The 18,707-nt window shown below is 72.8% G+C and carries 18 protein-coding genes and 3 pseudogenes; 7 read left to right on the top strand and 14 right to left on the bottom strand.

The window, feature by feature from the left end; all coding sequences use genetic code 11:
• Positions 1-36 precede the first annotated feature (36 nt).
• Positions 37-816 (top strand): LysR substrate-binding domain-containing protein, encoded by a 780-nt coding sequence (locus Sfulv_RS02500; RefSeq protein WP_173310846.1) that lies wholly within the window; start codon positions 37-39, stop codon positions 814-816.
• 44 nt (positions 817-860) lie between these two features.
• Here the strand turns inward: Sfulv_RS02500 and Sfulv_RS02495 are convergent, their stop codons facing one another.
• Together Sfulv_RS02495 and Sfulv_RS02490 are read right to left on the bottom strand one after the other, a co-directional pair.
• Positions 861-1,829, bottom strand: coding sequence for an electron transfer flavoprotein subunit alpha/FixB family protein (locus Sfulv_RS02495; RefSeq protein WP_173310844.1), 969 nt, complete (start codon positions 1,827-1,829; stop codon positions 861-863).
• A 111-nt stretch (positions 1,830-1,940) separates the two neighbouring features.
• The gene (locus Sfulv_RS02490; RefSeq protein ID WP_173310791.1) at positions 1,941-2,726 is read right to left on the bottom strand and encodes an electron transfer flavoprotein subunit beta/FixA family protein; all 786 of its coding nucleotides are present in this window, start codon (positions 2,724-2,726) and stop codon (positions 1,941-1,943) included.
• A 180-nt stretch (positions 2,727-2,906) separates the two neighbouring features.
• Between Sfulv_RS02490 and Sfulv_RS02485 the strand changes: the two genes are divergently transcribed.
• The 3 genes and pseudogenes from Sfulv_RS02485 (at position 2,907) to Sfulv_RS31385 (ending at position 4,140) form a co-directional block, all read left to right on the top strand.
• A complete protein-coding gene (locus Sfulv_RS02485; protein ID WP_173317536.1) occupies positions 2,907-3,650 on the top strand; it encodes a TetR family transcriptional regulator in 744 nt (247 codons plus the stop codon).
• Positions 3,651-3,717: 67 nt separating this feature from the next.
• Positions 3,718-3,876: pseudogene (locus Sfulv_RS31390) on the top strand (zinc ribbon domain-containing protein); the annotation flags it as partial.
• A 21-nt stretch (positions 3,877-3,897) separates the two neighbouring features.
• Complete coding sequence (locus Sfulv_RS31385; RefSeq protein ID WP_371874737.1) at positions 3,898-4,140, top strand: PhlB family protein; 243 nt, start codon at positions 3,898-3,900, stop codon at positions 4,138-4,140.
• Between the two features lie 37 nt (positions 4,141-4,177).
• Here the strand turns inward: Sfulv_RS31385 and Sfulv_RS02475 are convergent, their stop codons facing one another.
• The 8 genes from Sfulv_RS02475 to Sfulv_RS02440 all read right to left on the bottom strand — a co-directional run bounded on the left by Sfulv_RS02475 (position 4,178) and on the right by Sfulv_RS02440 (position 10,906).
• On the bottom strand, positions 4,178-5,140 hold the full coding sequence (locus Sfulv_RS02475; protein ID WP_173310840.1) for a DUF3048 domain-containing protein: 963 nt from the start codon (positions 5,138-5,140) through the stop codon (positions 4,178-4,180).
• Between the two features lie 195 nt (positions 5,141-5,335).
• A complete protein-coding gene (locus Sfulv_RS02470; RefSeq protein ID WP_173310838.1) occupies positions 5,336-5,524 on the bottom strand; it encodes a DUF6381 family protein in 189 nt (62 codons plus the stop codon).
• 96 nt (positions 5,525-5,620) lie between these two features.
• A complete protein-coding gene (locus tag Sfulv_RS02465) occupies positions 5,621-6,406 on the bottom strand; it encodes a VOC family protein (protein ID WP_173310836.1) in 786 nt (261 codons plus the stop codon).
• A 381-nt stretch (positions 6,407-6,787) separates the two neighbouring features.
• Entirely contained in the window at positions 6,788-7,390 is a 603-nt protein-coding gene (locus tag Sfulv_RS02460) for a DNA polymerase ligase N-terminal domain-containing protein (RefSeq protein WP_173310834.1), read from the bottom strand.
• Positions 7,391-7,469: 79 nt separating this feature from the next.
• Positions 7,470-7,985, bottom strand: a complete 516-nt coding sequence (locus Sfulv_RS02455) for a DUF4232 domain-containing protein (RefSeq protein ID WP_173310832.1) — start codon at positions 7,983-7,985, stop codon at positions 7,470-7,472.
• Between the two features lie 44 nt (positions 7,986-8,029).
• Positions 8,030-9,502 carry a serine/threonine-protein kinase gene (locus tag Sfulv_RS02450; RefSeq protein WP_503827468.1) on the bottom strand — a complete coding sequence of 491 codons (1,473 nt, stop codon included), beginning with the start codon at positions 9,500-9,502 and terminating at the stop codon, positions 8,030-8,032.
• Positions 9,503-9,679: 177 nt separating this feature from the next.
• Positions 9,680-10,399, bottom strand: coding sequence for an HAD family hydrolase (locus Sfulv_RS02445; RefSeq protein WP_173310830.1), 720 nt, complete (start codon positions 10,397-10,399; stop codon positions 9,680-9,682).
• A 24-nt stretch (positions 10,400-10,423) separates the two neighbouring features.
• Positions 10,424-10,906: an Lrp/AsnC family transcriptional regulator gene (locus Sfulv_RS02440; RefSeq protein ID WP_173310828.1), complete on the bottom strand. Its 483-nt coding sequence runs from the start codon at positions 10,904-10,906 to the stop codon at positions 10,424-10,426.
• Positions 10,907-11,135: 229 nt separating this feature from the next.
• Between Sfulv_RS02440 and Sfulv_RS02435 the strand changes: the two genes are divergently transcribed.
• Complete coding sequence (locus Sfulv_RS02435; protein ID WP_173317535.1) at positions 11,136-12,638, top strand: FUSC family protein; 1,503 nt, start codon at positions 11,136-11,138, stop codon at positions 12,636-12,638.
• A gap of 93 nt (positions 12,639-12,731) precedes the next feature.
• Entirely contained in the window at positions 12,732-13,793 is a 1,062-nt protein-coding gene (locus Sfulv_RS02430; protein ID WP_173310826.1) for a lactonase family protein, read from the top strand.
• Between the two features lie 87 nt (positions 13,794-13,880).
• Here Sfulv_RS02430 and Sfulv_RS02425 read toward each other — a convergent pair whose 3' ends face one another.
• The 4 genes and pseudogenes from Sfulv_RS02425 to Sfulv_RS02410 all read right to left on the bottom strand — a co-directional run bounded on the left by Sfulv_RS02425 (position 13,881) and on the right by Sfulv_RS02410 (position 17,884).
• Positions 13,881-14,813: a sirohydrochlorin chelatase gene (locus Sfulv_RS02425; protein ID WP_173310824.1), complete on the bottom strand. Its 933-nt coding sequence runs from the start codon at positions 14,811-14,813 to the stop codon at positions 13,881-13,883.
• 149 nt (positions 14,814-14,962) lie between these two features.
• On the bottom strand, positions 14,963-16,045 hold the full coding sequence (locus Sfulv_RS02420) for an N-acetylglucosamine kinase (RefSeq protein ID WP_256668796.1): 1,083 nt from the start codon (positions 16,043-16,045) through the stop codon (positions 14,963-14,965).
• Positions 16,042-16,719, bottom strand: a complete 678-nt coding sequence (locus tag Sfulv_RS02415) for a uracil-DNA glycosylase (RefSeq protein WP_173310822.1) — start codon at positions 16,717-16,719, stop codon at positions 16,042-16,044. The genes Sfulv_RS02420 and Sfulv_RS02415 overlap by 4 nt, the downstream gene beginning before the upstream one ends.
• A gap of 80 nt (positions 16,720-16,799) precedes the next feature.
• Positions 16,800-17,884 (bottom strand): annotated as a pseudogene (locus tag Sfulv_RS02410) (WD40/YVTN/BNR-like repeat-containing protein).
• Positions 17,885-18,166: 282 nt separating this feature from the next.
• On the opposite strand from Sfulv_RS02410, the pseudogene Sfulv_RS02405 reads away from it, so the two are divergent.
• Positions 18,167-18,558 (top strand): annotated as a pseudogene (locus tag Sfulv_RS02405) (hypothetical protein).
• Positions 18,559-18,707 lie beyond the last annotated feature (149 nt).

Below are 18,707 nucleotides of genomic sequence, written 5' to 3'. Positions count from 1 at the left end.
TGCGCCACCTCCGACCACGACCGGTAACCTGGCGGGGTGACAAGCCCGGAAGTACGCCCCTCGTTCCGGCTCGCGTACGTTCCGGGAGTGACACCCACCAAGTGGGTGCGTATCTGGAACGAGCGACTGCCCGACGTCCCGCTGACCCTCGTGGCGGTGGCCCCCGCCGAAGCCCCCGACGCCCTGCGCGGCGGCGCTGCCGACGCCGGATTCGTGCGGCTGCCCATCGACCGCACGTCACTCAGCGCGATCCCGCTGTACACCGAGACGACCGTGGTCGTGGTCCCGAAGGAACACCTCGTGGCGGCGGTGGACGAGGTGACCGCCGCGGATCTGGCCGACGAGATCGTGCTCCACCCCCTCGACGACACCCTCGGATGGGAAGACGGCCTGCCGGGCAGGCCCGCCCTGGAGCGCCCCGCCACGACGGAGGACGCGATCGAACTGGTGGCGGCCGGGGTCGGCGTGCTCGTTGTCCCGCAGTCGCTTGCGCGTCTGCACCACCGTAAGGACCTCACCTACCGACCCCTCCTGGACGCTCCCGAGTCGCGGGTCGCGCTGTCGTGGCCGGAGGAGGAGACCACCGATCTGGTGGAGGAGTTCATCGGAATCGTCCGCGGGCGGACCGTGAACAGCACCCGCGGCCGTGCGCCGACCCCGCCGCAGCCCAAGGGCAAGCGCACCGAGACGACGACCGCCAAGCGGAAGCAGGCCGCCGGCAGGCCGTCGGCCGGCAAGAACCCCCGGGGCGGCTCGGCGAGTACCAAGGGCGCCAAGGGCACCAAGGGTGCCAAGCGGGGCAAGCCCCGCCGTTAGGGGTGTCCGCCGGAACCGACCGTGCCGCGCCTGTACCCCTTGTTTCAGTTTTTGCGGGTGTGTACTTCTTGGGTGAGTTGGGGCAGGACGGTGTGGAGGTCGCCGATGATGCCGTAGTCGGCGAGGTCGAAGATGGGGGCTTCGGGGTCTTTGTTGACGGCGATGATGGTTTTGGAGGTCTGCATGCCTGCGCGGTGCTGGATGGCGCCGGAGATGCCGGAGGCGATGTAGAGCTGGGGGGAGACGGATTTGCCGGTCTGGCCGACCTGGTTGGTGTGGGGGTACCAGCCGGCGTCGACGGCGGCCCGGGAGGCTCCCACGGCTGCGCCGAGGGAGTCGGCGAGGGCTTCGATGACGGCGAAGTTCTCCGCGCCGTTGACGCCGCGTCCCCCCGAGACGACGATCGCGGCTTCGGTCAGCTCGGGGCGTCCGGTGGACTGGCGGGGGGTGCGCGAGACGATGCGGGTGCCGGTCGCGGCGGGGGTGAAGGTGACGGTGAGGGTTTCCACCGTGCCCGGGGCCGGGGCCGGCTGGACGGGGGCGGAGTTCGCCTTGACCGTGATCACGGGGATGCCGTGGGTGATACGGGACTTGGTGGTGTAGGAGGCGGCGAACGCGGCCTGGGTCGCGACGGGGCCCAGGTCACCGGCTTCGATGTCGATGGCGTCGGTGATGATCCCCGACCCGGTGCGCACCGCGAGGCGCGCGGCGATCTCCTTGCCCTCGGCCGAGGAGGGCACCAGCACCGCGGCCGGGGGCTGGGCCAGGGACTGGCAGGCGGCGTGCAGGGCATCGACCTTGGGCACCACCAGGTAGTCGGCGAACTCCGGGGCCTGCGCGGTCAGGACCCTGACCGCACCGTGCTCGGCCAGCACCCCCGCGGTCTCCGCCGCCCCCTCACCCAGCGCCACCGCCACCGGGTCACCCAGACGCCGGGCCAGCGTCAGCAGCTCAAGCGTGGGCTTACGGACAGCACCGCCGACATGATCGACGTAGACAACAACTTCAGCCATGACAAAGATCTCCAGCCAAAAGAGAAGGGGAACAGACGGGGCACACGGGGAAGACGGGGCCAACGACCCAGACGCCGGACAACCGGGACAGCCGGGGCGGCCGTTTGGGGGTTAGATGAACTTCTGGGTGGCGAGGTATTCCGCGAGCTGCCTGCCGCCCTCACCCTCGTCCTTGACGACCGTGCCCGCCGTGCGGGCCGGCCGCTTGACCGCGGAGTCCACGGCCGTCCACGCACCCGCCAGACCCACCTCAGCGGCGTCCAGCTCCAGATCCCGAAGATCCAGCGAGTCCACCGGCTTCTTCTTCGCCGCCATGATCCCCTTGAACGAGGGGTAACGGGCCTCACCCGACTGGTCGGTCACCGAGACCACCGCCGGCAGCGACGCCTCCACCTCCTCCGAGGCACTGTCACCGTCACGCCGCCCCGACACCACACCGCCCTCCACCTTCACCCGCGAGAGCAACGTCACCTGCGGCACACCCAGACGCTCCGCCAGAACCGCCGGAAGCACCCCCATCGTCCCGTCCGTCGACGCCATCCCCGCGATCACCAGATCAAACCCCGCCCGCTCCACCACCCGCGCCAGCACCAGCGACGTCCCCATCACATCACTGCCGTGCAACGCCTCATCCTCCACATGCACCGCCTTGTCCGCACCCATCGACAACGCCTTGCGCAACGCATCCTTCGCATCCCCAGGCCCCACCGTCACCACCGTGACCTCACAACCCTCCACCCCACCCGCAATCTGCAACGCCTGCTCCACCGCATACTCATCCAACTCCGACAACAGACCATCCACACCCTCACGGTCCACCGTCAGATCATCAGCAAACCCCCGATCACCCGACGCATCCGGCACAAACTTCACACACACAACAATCCTCAAACTCACGCCGACTCTCCTAGCTGATGCGATTCGTTGTGACGACGATATGGTACTCAGTACCCTCTTGCAAGGTACGTAGTGCCAATCGACGCTTCCCGGTGTTACGTTCCCGGCATGACTGAAGCGCGCAGAGGACGCAGGGTGGCAGCAGGCCCCGCGTCCGGGAGTTCCCCCGTGAAGGCGCCCATGCGGGAGGCGCTTGCCGAAGCGGCCTTCCAGCTCTTCCTGGAGCGCGGTTTCGAGCGGACCACCGTGGACGACATCGTGGCGCGGGCCGGGGTGGGGCGCCGCTCCTTCTTCCGGTACTTCCCCTCGAAGGAGGACGCGGTCTTCCCCGACCACGAGCGGTGTCTGGCCGACATGACAGCCCTGCTGGAGCGGGGTGACGACCCCGACCCGGTCGGCGCGGTGTGTGACGCGGCGAGACTCGTGATGCGGATGTACGCGGCGAACCCCGAGTTCTCCGTACAGCGGTATGGGCTGACGCAGGAGGTGCCGGGGCTGCGCACGTACGAACTGTCCGTGGTACGCAGATACGAGGGCACGCTCGCCGGCTATCTGCGCCGGCGCTGGGCAAAGGCTCCTGACGGCGGGCTGCGGGCCGACGTGGTGGCCGCCGCGGTGGTGGCCGCGCACAACAACGCCCTTCGTTCGTGGCTGCGTTCGGGCGGCGAGGGGGACGCTGAGGCCGCGGTGGACCACGCCCTCGGTCTGGTGCGCGGCGTATGGGGGGAGCCGGACGGGCCCGGAGGCGGTGAACCGGCCGCGGAGCACGTCGGCGCGGCGGAACGGGAGAAGGCGCCGTTCACGCTCCGGGGCGGCGATCCGGACGTGGACCCGGAGGGCGACGTGATCGTCATGGTCGCCTCCAGGAAGGCCCCGCTGTGGCGCGTGGTGCAGAGCGTCGAGGCGGCCATGGCGGCGGGCTGAACACGTTACGGCACTCAGTACCTTTACGACTCGGCACGCAGTGCCATAGGGTGCGGAGCGCCGCGCGATGGTGCGGCGCTCACAGCCGAGTGCAGGGGGTCCAGACGTGTCCCAGCCAGGAAGCGGCACCGCTACGGCGGCGCGTGAAACAACCGGAATCACCTACCAGCGCTGTCGCTGGTGCGGCACGGCGTCCTTCCGCCGGCTCCTGTGCCCCGTATGCCAGTCGAGCGACCTTCGCACGGAGGTGAGCGAGGGCCACGGCGTCGTCGTCCGGTCGACGGTGGTGCACCGTTACACCGAGTACGCGCGCAACGAATCCCTGGTCCGGTTCCCGGAGGGCTTCATGTTCCGCTGCCGCGTGATCGGGACGCCGCCCCAGCTGATCTGGCCGGGCGCCCGGGTGCGTCCGGCGGCGGGCGCCGACCTCAGCACCGGCGAGGTCGTCCTCGAAACCGTCGAGCAGGTCGAACGCGACCCCTGGCGCTGAACTCCCGTCCGCGTGAACGGCCTTCACCCACTCCGTGTCAGCCGGGGACCAGCACGACCCAGATCTGTCCGCGCGCGAACGTCATCGGCCGGCCGTCCCTGGTGGTGTACTCGGTCGCCGACGCCGCGCTGTCCCGCTTCCAGGTGACGTCGTACGCCTTGCCGTCGCGCAGTGCGACCGCCGAGCCGGACCCCACGGTCTCGGTGAAGGGTGAGGTGTTCCCCCAGCGGTCCCGGAAGCGGGACGGGCCGAGGGTCACGTCCTGTACCAGCACGGTGCCCGCCGCCAGCCTGTCTCCTGCGGCGGTGCGGGACGGCTTGCCGTCCATGGTGACGAGCCACTTCTGCTGCCCGGGCGACCAGGTGAAGGTGAACCGGGCCGACGGGTAGCTCACCGTGCGCGCGTCGGCGGGTGTACCCCCATCGGGCGCCGGGGCGAAGCGGAGTCCCACGGCCTCGGCCGCGTTGACCCCCGTCGCCTTGTGGGGGAGTTCCGCCGGTCGCAGGTAGAGGTTGTGCGGCGCCGGACGGCCGCGTTCCCTGACGTAGGCGTTCGGTGCCTTGGACGGTGGCACGGCGTCGAGCGGAGCCGCCTCGATCGACGGCTGCAGCGCGGACTGGGCGCCCGAGTACGCGAGCGTGGGTCCGTCGAACTGCCGGAGCAGTTCCAGGTCCGTTTCGCGGGCGCTCCGGACCGGGCCGATGACCGGCGGGACGGCGGAGGAGTAGACGGCGAGTATGCGGCTGAGCCCGGCCTCCACCTGCTCCACGTAGACGAGATCGGCCTTCTCCAGCCCGGTGGGCGGTCTGGCGGGCGCGACGTTGTCGATCTTCACGGCGAGGACGTCGGCGCGTCCCGCCGGCGTATCCGGGCTGCCCGGCGGGGGAGAGGCGCCCCCTCCCGCCTGGCATCCGCAGACCGCGGCGACGAGGAGAGCGAGGAGGAACGCGAGGACGGTGACGCGCGTGGCGGCCTGTCTCCTCGGTAGGGAGGTGTGCATGGCGGCCGCCCCTTCCGAGCCGGTTCCGGCCAAGGACGCCGGCTCATGTCCGCTGCGGCGAAGACTCTTCCGTCCATCATCACGCAGAAGACCCGGCAGGAGGTTCCGCCCGGACCCGGATCATCGCCGGGCCCGACCGTACGCACCGGGCCCGGGCGGGAGCGCACACCCGCCCGGGCCCGGCAGCGGTGGCCGCTACCGTCCGCCGGCCCCGCCGTCCGTCTCGCGACCGTCCTGCTCGCTCCACGCCAGGAGCCGCTGCGCCTTCTGCCGAAGCCGTACCCGGTGCTCTGGGTCGGACGTGCGCTCGGCGGCCTGGCTCAGCTCGCTCGCCTTCTGACGCATGTGCTGGTCACGGCCCGAGGGTCCCGGTATGGCGCGCATGATCACTCCTGGGTTCATGGAGAGCGGACAGTGCCAGGGAACCAGCCTCCCGCCATGACTGCACCCGGTGAGGTGACGCTCGGTGATCGGGCGTGGTCAGGGCCGCCCGCCCTCGCCCTGGGCCGGCGGAGGGCCGGTGGCCGACGCGACGCAGAACACCGCACCGCCGGGGTCGCGCAGGGTGGCACCGTCCTCGCGGGCCGAGATCCGGCGTTCCAGCACCCGGCCGCCGTGCCGGACCGCGGTACGCACCGCCGCCTCCACGTCCCGTACAGGGAAGTGCACGTTCCAGCGCGGTCCGCACCCCGGGAGGGTCAGACTGTCCTTCGAGCCCGCGGTGATCAGGGCCGCCACCCGGCCGTCATCGCGCAGCACCACGTCGTCGTGCTCGTAACCGACCTCGCAGAAGCCCGGACGCTCCGAGGCCCAGTCCAGGATCTCCCCGTAGAAGAGCGCGGCCTCGAACGGGTTGCGGGTCGTCAGGTCCAGCCACCAGGGGCGGTGCTCCCGCCAGGCCCGCCAGTCGGCCACGAGGCGCCCCTGCCAGACCCCGAAGCGCGCGCCGTCCCGGTCGGCGGCGACCGCCGCCCGGCCGATCGGGAAGTCGATGGGTCCGACAGCGAGGGTCCCCATGCGCTCCCTGATCCGCGCGGCCGCCTCGTCGGCGTCCGGGACGGCGAAGTACGGCATCCAGTCGTTGGCGATGCGCAGGGCGTCCGTCAGCTCCGCCAGACCGGCCGTCGGAACGCCGTCGTGGAGGGCGACGCCGAACTCCTCGCCCAGGTCCGTACCGCGGAAGGTCCATCCCAGCACGGCCCCGTAGAACTCCCGCGACGCGGCCAGGTTCCGGGTGGTGAGACTTACCCAGCACGGCGCTCCCATACCCGAGGCGTCCGTGGTGGACCTCTGCCGAGCAGAGCGCCGCGGCGGAGTCTCCTGTGGTTGCGAGCCGATCACGGGCGTACACCTCCAGAGCGGACCGGTGCGACGCCTGCCCGGCCCTCGGGGCGCCCGGAGCGCGGGGATAGTCGCGTCCGCGGACGCCGGTCGGCGCGGTGGCCGCCAGTCGCAGGGGGCGACGCCGCCGCGTCGGGGCTGCTGCCATGAACTTGTGCGTCGGTGGCCGGCCGGGCCCTCGCGGAAGTCCGGTGCGCGGCGCGGCCGGTCCTCGCCGACCATGCTGCCCGAAGGCGCGGTGCGGGGCCACTCCTGCGCCCTCTCCTCACCGCGTCATCCCGGGTGGCGTGCGCGGTGGCCGCAGCCTCAGCCGGTGTGCTGCCTCTCCGCGGCCTCGACCTGGTGCAGGGTGCGCCCCGTACGGGCCGAGCGGGCGTGGTACGGGTCGGGGGTGCCGGGCCTGTCGTGGACCGCCTGGTCGTCGTCGGCCTTGACCAGCAGCCAGGCGACATGGCCCGGCCCCTCGTCCCCCACCCGGAAACGAGTCAGGGCGAACTCGCCGTGGAGCTTGGCGCCGTCGAGCCAGAAGGTCGCATGGCCGCGCTCCAGGGCCTCCTCGAACGAGACGCGCGTGCCCCGCTCATCATGGCTGAGCGGCCGGTAGGTGCCCTGGTCCCAGACGATGACCGTGCCGCCGCCCTGTTCGTCCGGCGGGATGACACCCTCGAACTCCTGGTAGGCCAGAGGGTGGTCCTGCGTCGGTACGGCCAGCCGCTTGTCCCGCGGATTCTCCGAGGGCCCCCGGGGCACCGCCCAGGACTTCAGTACGCCGTCGACCTCCAGGCGGAAGTCGAAGTGCATGCGGCGCGCGTCGTGGATCTGCACCACGAAGCGGGGTGCGCCACCGTCCGAGCCGCTCCCGTCCTGCCCCGGACCCGTAGGGGTCCGCCGTACGTCGTCGGTGTCCACGCCAGCTCCTCCCGCCTGCGGCTTCCTCCTCCTCCCACTCTGCGGTCCGGGGCGGCCGCCCGCACGGTGGTGCGCCGGGTCAGCCGGTGTGCCGCGCGAGCACCGCGTCGGCCCCGGCGCGCGTCGGATGCCACCACGTGGTCACCGGTTCCCAGACGCGGATTCCGTCCGGCGCCGCGAGAGAAGCGGCCTCGAACGTCCGGCCTCGGTGCGCGGGGTGCCCGGCCACGGTCACCGCGTCGACCAGCCGCAGCTCGGTCGAGGCGGGGTCCAGCGTGCGTACGGCCGCGTACGCGGACCCGCCCGCCGCCAGCCGGTACGGCGCGCTGCTGGTCTCGGGCACCGGCAGCGCGGCGCCGTCCAGGTCCCCGAAGTTCACGGTGGGAATCCGGTCGACGGCACACGGCCGATGGCCCTGGTTGGTGACGCTGATCAGGACCACGTCAGGGGCGGCGGACGAAGCGGCGGCGGCCACCTCGACGGCGCGTTCGGCGCAGACGGCGGGGCCGGGTGTCGCGGCGGCGGGAGCGCCGGAGGTGGCCAGCAGGGCGAGGACGGCGGTGAAGGAAGCGGCGAGAGCAGGACGGATACGCATCGGAATCCCCGTTCATCGGCGTGGGCGTCGGCACGCGCGGCAGGTCATGCCCGGCGTGCGCCCGACCAGCATCCACCGCGCACCGGCGCTCTGCCGGGCAGGACGCGCTCGGCCGGCCATCGGTTCCTGCGCAGGCGCCCCGGCCGCGCCTCAGTCGTCCTCGTGTCCCTTGTCCTTCTCCCGGTCCTTGCCCCCGCCCCGGCCCTCTTCGTGGCCCTCGTCCCGCCCTTCGTCCCCGGGGGAGCCCTCCTGCGGTACGGACTCCTGCGGCACGGCGTCCCCGGCCGGCGCGTCGGAGGGCGGGACTCCGGGGAAGCTCCGTCCCCGGCCGGGGTCTCGGGCCCCGTCGTCGACGTGGGGTCGCCGACCGGTGTCCCGGCCGAGCTCGGGTCCGGAGCGAACAGGACCATTCCCAGGTACACGGCGGCGATGAAGGCGGCCGTACCCGCGATCGCACTGGCCACCCGGGGCCTGCGGCGGATCGCCTCGCGGGTGCTGCGTCTGCGGACCGGCGCGGGGGCCCGTCTTCGGCCGGTGGCCTGCGGCAGCCGGTACGTAGTGGGGCCCGCGGACCCGCCGGCCGTGTCCGGACCCGGCCGGCGGGTACCACCGGAGACCGGCGAGGTGAGCGGAGTCCGGGCCGGGGGACCCGCCGGCGCCCGCACCGGCCCGGCGGGGGCGACCTGCGGGGGCAGGGGCTCGGGGTGTCCGCGCCAGGCGCCGGCGCGGAACCAGTCGGAGACCTGCTGGGCGCCGGGCCGGTCCTCGGGCTGCTTGGCGAGCAGGCTCAGCAGATACGCGTCGAACGCGGGCGAGATGTCGACGCCCCGCTGCCGCAGCGGCACGGGCGGGGTGTCCACGTGCTGGTAGAGCGTCGCGGTCGCCGTATCGGAACGGAACGGCGGGTGGCCGACCAGGAGTTGGTAGATCACACAGCCCAGTGAGTACATGTCCGACGCAGAGTCGGCCGTGCGGCCGAGAGCGCGCTCCGGGGCCAGATAGAGGCTCGTGCCCACGATCTGCCCGGCGGTGGTCAGGGCCGTGGCGGGATCGTCGACGAACTGGGCTATCCCGAAGTCACCTATCTTGAGCGACCCCTCGCCATCCAGCATGAGGTTCCCGGGCTTGATGTCGCGGTGCACGACACCCTGCCGGTGGGCGGCGGCGAGCCCCGCGGCCGCCTCGCCCGCGATCCGGGCCACCTGCTCCGGATGGACCGTCTCCTGGGTCGCGAGCAGGTCGCTGAGGCTCATGCCCTCGACCAGCTCCATCACGAGGTAGAACCGGTCCTCCCACGCCCCGAAGTCGAACACCGCCACCAGGTGGGGGTGGCTCAGCCGCGCGGCGGTCTGCGCCTCCAGCCGGAACCTGGCGGCCGATGACGCGTCGTCACGGTCGCCCAGGAGCAGCTTCACGGCGACGGCCCGGCCGAGCACTTCGTCCGTCGCGCGCCACACCTCGCCCATGCCGCCGCGGCCGATAGGGGATATCAACCGGTACCGACCTGCTACCAGCACCTGTGCACCAATCTCGAACTGTGGCCCGCTTCGACAGCCGCGGAGGCGACCTCATCGGGCTCATCTCGATCAGGATGAGGAAGGGATGCGCGGCTGGACCAGGATATCGGCCTGTGGGACCGCAGTTGGCACCGGTGACCGCTGCCCTGGGGGCGGACGCGCTGGTGGCGGCGGCAATCAGCCAATCGGCGCGGCGTCCGCCGGGCCGCTCCCGCCGAGAAGCCAGTCGTACGCTGCCCGGGCCGTGAACGCACGCTGCCCGCCGGGGAAGAGCAGATCCGCCGCCAGGAACGCCGGATCGTCAGCCGTCTCCGGCACGTAGGGAATCGCCAGGCAGCGCATACCCGCCGCACGCGCCGCCGCCGCGCCGGGCGGGGCGTCCTCCAGCACCGCGCAGCCGGCCGGCTCCGCTCCCAGCCGCCGCGCGGTCTCCAGGAACACGTCGGGCTCCGGCTTGCCGCGCGGCACCTCCTCCGCGGAGACGTACAGGGGGATGTACGCGTCGAGGCCGGTGACGGCGAGCACCGCCCCGATCGCGGCCCGGGACGAACCGGAGGCCACCGCCATCGGGACGCCGGCGCCGTGCAGTTCCTCCACGAGTTTCCGCATCTCGGGGAAGACCTCGGTCGAGGCGCCGGCCAGTTCCAGATAGAGGGCGTTCTTTCCGGCCAGGAGTTCGTCGACCGGTGCCTCGATCCCGTACTCGGAGCGCAGGGCGGTGAGGGTCTCCCGGGTGCCGATCCCGATGAAACGGGTGTGCTGCTCCCAGCTGAAACCGCTCACGCCGTACCGGGCGAGGAGGCGGCGGCCGGCCTCGTAGTAGTTGGGCTCGCTGTCGACGAGTGTGCCGTCGAGGTCGAAGATGACGCAGGGAACCTGGGTGTGCGGTGAACTCATGGCCCCAGCATGCCGGGCCGGTGGTCAGCCGGCGCCGCCGGCCGCCCGTCCCACCGCTTCGACCAGAGGCAGCATCCGGTGGGCCACCCGTTCGCGCAGTGCCACCTCCGTCCGGGTCCTGACCACGCCGGGAAGCCGGATCAGCCGCTGGATCACGTCCTCCAGATGCCCGTTGTCGCGGGCGACGACCCGGGTCAGCAGGTCGCCGCCGCCCGTCGTCGAGAACGCCTCGATGATCTCCGGTACGGCGCGGAGCGCGTCGCCCACCTCGTCCAGGTGCCCCTGGGTGACCTCCAGGTGCACGAAGGCGAGCACCGGGTGGCCGAGGGCCGCGGGGGAGAGCGCCGGGCCCGTACCGGTGATCACCCCGTCCCGCTCCAGGCGGTCGAGCCGGGCCTGGAGCGTGCCGCGGGCGATCCCCAGGACGCGCGCGTACTCCCGGGCGCTGGTGCGCGGCTGCTCGATCAGCAGACGCAGGATGCGGGTGTCGAGGGCATCGACGGCCATGGTCCGTTGGCCCCTTCCTGGTTCGGTGAAAGCCGGTGCGACTGTACCAATGGCTCAGCCTTTTCCGGTCGAGTTGAGCCACTGTCCCGCAGGGTGTTCTCCTGGAGGTATCCATGGCGCCGCGCAGCGCCGGACGGCGAAGGCGCCGCTTCCGGTTTCGCGGCGCCTTCGGCGTTCACCAGAGGGTGTTCCTCCAGTCGAAGGGGGCGGTCCGACCGTCGTGAAGAGGATGTTCGTGGCCCCTGATCCGGGGCTTCTGCGACTGCGGGTCTCGCTGCGTGCCGTACTCGGGGTCGGTCTGGCCGTTTGCGCGGCCGAACTGGCCGGCCTGTCCCTGACCGCGTCCATCACCGGAGGGCTCGCCGCGCTCCTCGCGATGTTCACCGTCGGTGACGCCACCGTCCGAAGGCAGGCGGTCACCACCGTGCTGCTGCCGGTCGTCGGATCCCCCGTCCTCGCGCTGGCCAGCACCCTGCACGGCCAGCCGGCGCTGCGGTCCCTCAGCTGGCTCGCCGTCGTCTTCGCCGGGGTGTACGCCCGGCGATGGGGCCCGCGCGGCCACGCGCTCGGCATCTTCGGCTTCATGATGTTCTTCAGCACCCAGTTCCTGCACGCCGTCCCCGCCCAGCTCCCCGAGCTGTACGGAGCGGTCGCCCTGGCCCTGGCGGCGTCCTGCGCCGTACGGTTCGGCGCCTGGTGCGTCGAGCGGCGCACCCCGCCGCCCGCCCAGCCCGCTCCGCTCACCGGCCGGGGCCTCGCCAGGCCGACCACCCGCCAGGCGCTCCAGGCGACGGCGGCCTGCGCCGTCGCGCTCGCCGTCGGTCTGCTGCTCTCCCCCGACCGCTGGTACTGGGCCGTCGGCACCGCCTGGTGGATCTTCGTGAACACCGCCTCGCGCGGCGAGACCCTCGTGCGCGGCTTCCGCCGGGTCGTGGGCACCGTCGCCGGGATCGCCGTGGGTCTGCTCGTCGCCGTACCCCTGGACGGCGCCGTCGTGCCGACCGCCGCCCTCGTCGCCGTCTGCGTCTTCGGTATCTTCTACACGGCGGCGCCCTCGTACAGCTGGATGACGTTCTTCGTCACCGTGATGGCGGGCCTGCTGTACGGGCTCCTCGGCGTCCTGCACCCGGGCCTGCTCTGGCTGCGCTTCGAGGAGACGGCCGCGGGCGCGCTCGGCGCGGTGCTCGGGGTCGCCCTGATCCTGCCCGTCACCACGCACGCCACCACCGAAGCCTGGATCCAGCGGGCCCTGCACTGCGTGCACCGCTGCACCGGTGTTGCCGCGCTGCGGCTCGCGGGTGACGAGCGGGCCGACCCGACACCGCTCGCCGCCGAGCTGGAACTCCTGCTGGGCCGGGCCCGGCTGTCGCTGGCCCCGCTCCTGCATCCCGTCAGCCCGCTCCGGGCCCGCAAGGCCCGGGCCCGGCAGGTGATGGAGCTGCTCGACGTGTGCGCCCGTGAGGTGCGCGGCCTCGCCACCGTGGCCGCCGACCCGGCCGCCTCCCACGACGCCCGGCTCACCGCGGCCTGCCGGCGGGTCGAGGCGGCCGTGCAGGCCCTGGCCCCTCCAGGACAGGTCCTCACGGACCGGCTGGCCGTCCCCGCGCAGGCTCCGCACCACCACCCGGGCGCCGAGGCCGCGCTCGCCCACCTCCACGCCCTGGAGAGGGCGCTCGCCGATCTCGCCGCGCCCCTGCGGACCTCGCCCCGCGCCCCGCTGGTCCCGGCCTGACCGGCCGATACTCTTGATTGGTCTAGACCAAAACACTCCGCCTGCTACCGTCGGCCCGAAGATCGGGAACAGACGGTGAAGAGGGGTAGCGCGATGAGCGGGAACAGCGCCGGACGGGCGTTCATTGGGTCGTTCACCTCGGCGGGCGGGCAGGGGATCACCGCCGCCGCCGTGGACCGGGAGACGGGCGCGCTGACGGTGGTCGGTGCCACCGACGCCGTCCCTGACCCGTCGTACCTGGTGAGCGGCGTGGGACCGGGCGGAACGGTGCTCTACGCGGTCAGTGAGACCGCGCGGGGCGCGGCAGCCGCCTTGGACGTGTCGGCGGACGTTCCGCGCCTCCTGGGCGCCCCGCAGGACGTCCGTGGCGAAGGCCCCACCCACTTGACGCTCGCCGCCGGACACGTCGTCACGGCGAACTACGGCTCCGGCAGTGTCAGCGTGCTGCCCGTGCTGCCCGACGGCTCACTCGCGGCCGCCGCCTCCGTACTCACGCACGAGGGTAGTGGTCCTGACGCCTCCCGCCAGGCCGAACCGCACGCCCACCAGGTGGTGGCCGATCCCTCGGGCCAGTGGCTCCTGAGCGTGGACCTCGGCACCGACTCCGTACGCGTCTGCGTCATCGATCCGGCGACGGGGGAGCTGCGCCTCCACGGCGAGACGGCGCTCAGCCCCGGTACGGGACCGCGCCACATGGTCTTCCACCCGGCGGGCCGCTTCGCCTACGTGCTGGGTGAGCTCGAACCGACCCTCACCGTGTGCGCCTGGGACGCGGCCACCGGGGTCCTCGAACCGCTCTCCACCACCGCCGTGCTGCCCGAGGACGTGAGCGCCGAACCCGGGACGCGGACGTACCCGTCCGAGGTGGTCGCCTCGCACGACGGGCGCTTCCTGTGGGTCGCGAACCGCGGACACGACAGCATCTCGGTCCTCACCCTGGACGTGACGGGCGAGAAGGTGTCCCTGGCCGCGACCGTGGGCTGCGGGGGGCACTGGCCGCGTGACCTGGCCCTCGACCCCACCGGGCAGTGGCTGTACGCCGCCAACGAGCGCTCGGGCAACGTCAGCTGGTTCGCCGTGGACGCCGCGACGGGTATGCCGGGCCACGCGGGCTCGCTGGACGTCCCCGCGCCCTCCTGCGTGACGTTCGCCTGACCCGGAAACGGAGACGGCCGGTGCGCCTGGGACCGGAGAACTCCGGGGCCGTGGCGCACCGGCCCGATGCCGTGCCCCGTCTGCCGGTCAGTGCGCCGGGGCGCCCTGCACCCCCTGCGGGGTGGCGGGGGTGATGCCGAGCGCCGTCGCGTACAGCGAGAGCACCAGCTTGCCGATGGCCGGGTACGCGCCGAGCGGCTCGGCCGTCGCGCAGCCGGCCTCCCTGGCCGCCGCTTCCAGCAGGCCCGGGTCGATCTCCGGGCCCACCAGGTACGGCGCCAGCGCCAGCTGGGCCGAACCGGAGCTCTGCAGCTGCTCCGCGATCGAGGCGACCGATCCCTCCACGTCGAGGGCGGCGGCCATCACCGGCACCGCGAGGCGCGCGGCCAGCAGCATGCCGGTGATCCCGGCGGCCCGCACGGCTTCGTCGCCGCCCACGGTGGCCAGCACGATGCCGTCCGCGGCGGTCGTCACGGTGAACAGCCTGGCGCGGTCGGCGCGCGCCAGCCCGGCTTCCGAGAGGCGCACGTGCAGCGCCTCCGCGAGCAGGGGGTGCGGACCGAGCACATCGGTCAGCTCCACCTGCGTACCGCTGTCCATCACGGCCTGCCGTATCCGCCGCATGAGGGCGTTGTCGGGCCCCGCGAGGAGCGGCACCACCACGGCGGACGGGCCCTGGGGGACGGCGACCTCGCGGCCGGCGGCCACGGCCTGCTCGTAGCGCGCTCCGCGCTCGGCGGCGGCGTGGGCGAGTACGGCTGAGAGAGCGGGGAACTCGCCCCCGTCGCCGTCGAGGTACCCGATCCTGGCATTGAGCCCGGGAAGCTCGGAGCGGGCGATGCTGATGACCTCCTCGGCCAGGCTGCGCGTGGCCGGGGAAGGGGTACCGGGAACGGCGAGAACGAGCGCGGCAGCGCCCTCGGGTGCGACCACGGGCTCCGGGCGGCGGTGCCGTCCGGACTGGCGAGGTCGCGGCATTCGTACAGGCAGGCCGGAAGCGGGCCCAGTGGGGGTGCTCATGGCGCCGCATGCTACTGGTTTTGGCTCCCTCTCTGTTCGGGGAGGGTCCCATCAGGCGTTATCTGCCCACTAATGTCCGTTGAGTGGCATACCAGTCAACTATCCCGATCTGTCGGGCGGCAAGGCTTCCCGAATGACTGCTCGTATCCCTATTCGGCACCCGCTCGGCGCGCCTGCCCGGCCGTGGTCGCGCCCGGGACCGCCGAGGACGCCGCCGGCCCCGGCACGAACAGCAGGGTCGGATGGAGCGGCAGCCCAGGACCGGAGCCGGCGAGCGCCCGGGCGATCCCGAGGGAACCGCTCAGCGGATCGCCCGCGGCGGGTACCACCGCCGCCTGGGGCACCTGCCGCGCCAGCTCCTCCCGCAGAGGTACGAGGAGGGGATCGCCCATCTTGAACAGGCCACCGGTCAGGGCCAATTCGAGCCGGCCTGTCCCCTCGGGGGCGGCCTCAGGGCACACCGCGGCGGCCGTCCCGGCGATGTGGACCGCGGCCTCCCGCAGGATGCCGGCGGCGAGCGGGTCGTCACCGGCGCACGCGGCTACCTCGGGGGCGAAGGACGCGAGGAGCGCCGGCCGGTCCGCGCGCGGATAGAGCAGCCCCGGCAGGTCCGTCGCCGGACCGAGGACCGCCACCAGCCGGGCGAGCAGCGCGGCGGAGCCGCCGCGCCGCCCGTCGTGGGCGCGCATCGCCGCCTCCAGCCCGGCCCGCCCGATCCAGGCGCCACCGCCGCAGTCACCCAGAAGATGTCCCCAGCCGTCTGCCCTGCGCCACTCCGACAGATCGGTCCCGAGCGCGATCATGCCCGTTCCGCCCGCGACCACGGCTCCCGGCCGTCGGCCGAGAGCGCCCGCGTACGCGGTCACCGCGTCTGCGGCCAGTGCCACGCGCCCGACCCCCAGCCGGGATGCGAGCGCACCGGGCAGCTCCGCGCGCAGCCGCTCACCGAGTGTCGCCATCCCGGCGGCCCCGATCGCGAGAGCGGCGATCCCGGCGGGGGAGTGCGCGCCGCTCTGGTCCCCGCCCGTGGCCCGGTCCAGCAGCGCGCGGGCGGCGGGGAGCAGCTGGGCCAGCAGGTGGCCGGCGTCGATGCCGCCGGGCCCCGTCCGCACCGGTTCGGAGCAGGTCACCGCCGATACGGGCCCCTCCCTGTCGACCGTCCCGAGCGCCACCCGCAACCCGGAGCCGCCGGAGTCCACGCCGATGACGAACCGGTCCGGGGGAGGCGTCACGGCAGTCGCCAGTCCACGGGCTGGGCCCCCTGGCGCTCCAGCAGCTCATTGGTCCGGCTGAACGGCCGTGAGCCGAAGAAGCCCCGGTCGGCGGACATGGGGGAGGGGTGGGAGGACTCGATCGCCGGGCAGTCACCCAGCAGGGGGCGCAGATTGCCGGCGTCGCGTCCCCACAGGACCGACACCAGCGGCGTGCCCCGGGCCACCAGTGCGCGGATGGCCTGCTCGGTGACTTCCTCCCAGCCCTTGCCGCGATGGGCGGCGGGCCGCCTGGGCGCGGTGGTCAGCGCCCTGTTGAGCAGCAGCACACCCTGTTGCGCCCAGGGCGTCAGGTCGCCGTTGGAGGGCCTGGGGAGACCCAGGTCCGCGTGCAGTTCCCGGAAGATGTTCTCCAGGCTGCCCGGCAGCGGACTGACGTCGGGGGCCACGGCGAAACTGAGACCGATCGCGTGTCCCGGAGTGGGGTACGGGTCCTGACCGACGATCAGGACCCGTACGTCGTCGAACGGTTGCTGGAACGCCCGCAGGACATGGGGTCCCGCGGGCAGATAGGTGCGCCCCGCGGCGATCTCGCCGCGGAGGAAGTCGCCCATAGCGGCGACGCGTTCGGCCACGGGCTCAAGGGCTCGCGCCCACCCCGGCTCGACGAGTTCTTTCAACGGTCTTGCTGCCACGGGCCGCACTCTACTGGTGACAGGGCCACACCGATCAACCGACCTGTGAAGGCGCCGTCGACAACCGCACCGCCGGCCCGTCAGCCGATCACCGCGGCCCGCACACACAGCACGTCCGGCAGGTGCGAGAAGAGCTGCTGCCAGGTGTCGCCGTCGTCGGCACTCGCGAACACCTCGCCGTTGCGGTTGCCGAAGTAGACGCCCGCGGGGTCGGCGTCGTCCGTGCAGAGCGCGTCGCGCAGGACGGTGCCGTAGTGCGCGCCCTGCGGGAGGCCGGCGGACAGCGGTTCCCACGTACGGCCCGCGTCGCTCGTACGGAACACCCGGCAGCGGCGCTCGGCCGGTACGCGGTCGGCATCGGCGTTGATCGGGAAGATGTAGGCCGTCTCCCCCCGGTGCGGGTGCGCGGCGGCCGCGAAGCCGAAGTCGGACGGCAGACCGGCCCCGATGTCCGTCCACGAGTCCCCGGAGTCGTCGCTGCGGAAGACACCCCAGTGGTTCTGGAGGTAGAGCCGGTCCGGATCGGCCGCGTCCCGCGTCACCTTGTGGACGCACTGGCCGAACTCCGGATCGGGGTCGGGCAGGAAGACCGCCGACACGCCCTTGTTCGCCGGGGCCCAGCTCTCGCCGCCGTCCTTCGTCCGGAACACGCCCGCCGTGGAGACCGCGACCGTCACCGCCCGGGGGTCCCTCGGGTCGGTCAGGATGGTGTGCAGCCCCTCGCCGCCCCCGCCGGGCACCCACTTCGAGCGGGTCGGGTGCTCCCACAGCGGCCGGACCAGCTCGAACGACTCGCCGCCGTCCTCCGAGCGGAAGAGGGCGGCCGGTTCGGTGCCGGCGTAGACCACGCCCGGCGCCTCGGGTCCGGCCGGATGGAGCTGCCACACCCTCTCCAGTGACGCCTCGGTGAACGGGGGGAACTTCACCGCCGGCCGCTGCGGCTCGATCCAGGTCGCCCCGAGATCGTCGGAGTGGAAGACGGAGGGGCCCCAGTGCGCGCTGTCGCCGCCGACGAGCAGCCGGGGGTCTCCCGGCGGGTGTCGATGGCGATCGAGTAGATCGCCTGGGCGTTGAAGTGCGGGCCGCCGAACTCCCAGGCGCCGTCGCGCCTGCGACCGGTGAAGAGTCCTTTGCGCGTACCTACGGTGAGCAGTACATCGGTCATGACGAAGACCTTCCCGAAGCGCCGTTGAGTCGGATACGGGTCAGTCTGCACCCGGCCACTGACAGTGGCGCGTAGACGCGGTGTCACCGCAGGTGGAAGCGGCGAAGGCGGCAATCCGGAGCGGCACAGGGCAGCCGGTGGCGCGGGGCCGGGACCGGGGAGGCCGTCCGCACGGAGGCTCCTGCCGCGTGCCACCGCGGCGCTGCTGCGCACCGAAGCCCGCCCGCCGTGGTCCCCGCAGGTCACGGCTATGGTCGAGAGCCGGGCGAGGAGGGGAAAGCCATGAGTATCGAGATCGACGACACCGAAGGGCGCCGGATCCCCGTCGAGGTGGTTCCGGGTGCGCTCAGGGTGGGGGTCCGCTTCGCGGCCCGCCCGGAAGGGCTCTCCTGGAGCTGCACCCCGGCGGCGGCCCGGGAGCTGGCCGCCGCGCTCGTCCGGGCCGCCGAGGACGCGGAGCGGCTGTCGTCGGCGGACCCGGTCACCGTCGCGGCGCACGAGCTGCGCCGGGGGACGTGCGGGACGGGGACCGGCTCATGACGGTGGACCACGTCAGGAACGACGGAGCGAGTGCCCACGTGACCTGGCGGTCGGGTGCGGGGCGGAGCTGGACCCAGGCGTACGCGGCCGACGCGGCCATCACCCTGCGGTACCGCAGGCGATCAGAGGACTGAACGGCGGGAGCGGACAGGGCGAGGCCCGGCAGGGCAGCGGTTGTACGAGAGGTTTCGTAATTCGACGATCGTCGTAGTACGGTATCTCTCGTACAAGGCGCGGCGCCGATCCGCCGCGTCAGCCGTGCCCGTCGCATCAGGTGAAACGG

The sequence above is a fragment of the Streptomyces fulvorobeus genome (assembly GCF_013167895.1).
Lineage (GTDB): Bacteria > Actinomycetota > Actinomycetes > Streptomycetales > Streptomycetaceae > Streptomyces > Streptomyces fulvorobeus.
The sequence above is the reverse complement of the archived record's forward strand: the minus strand, read 5'-3'. Positions and strand labels throughout refer to the sequence as shown.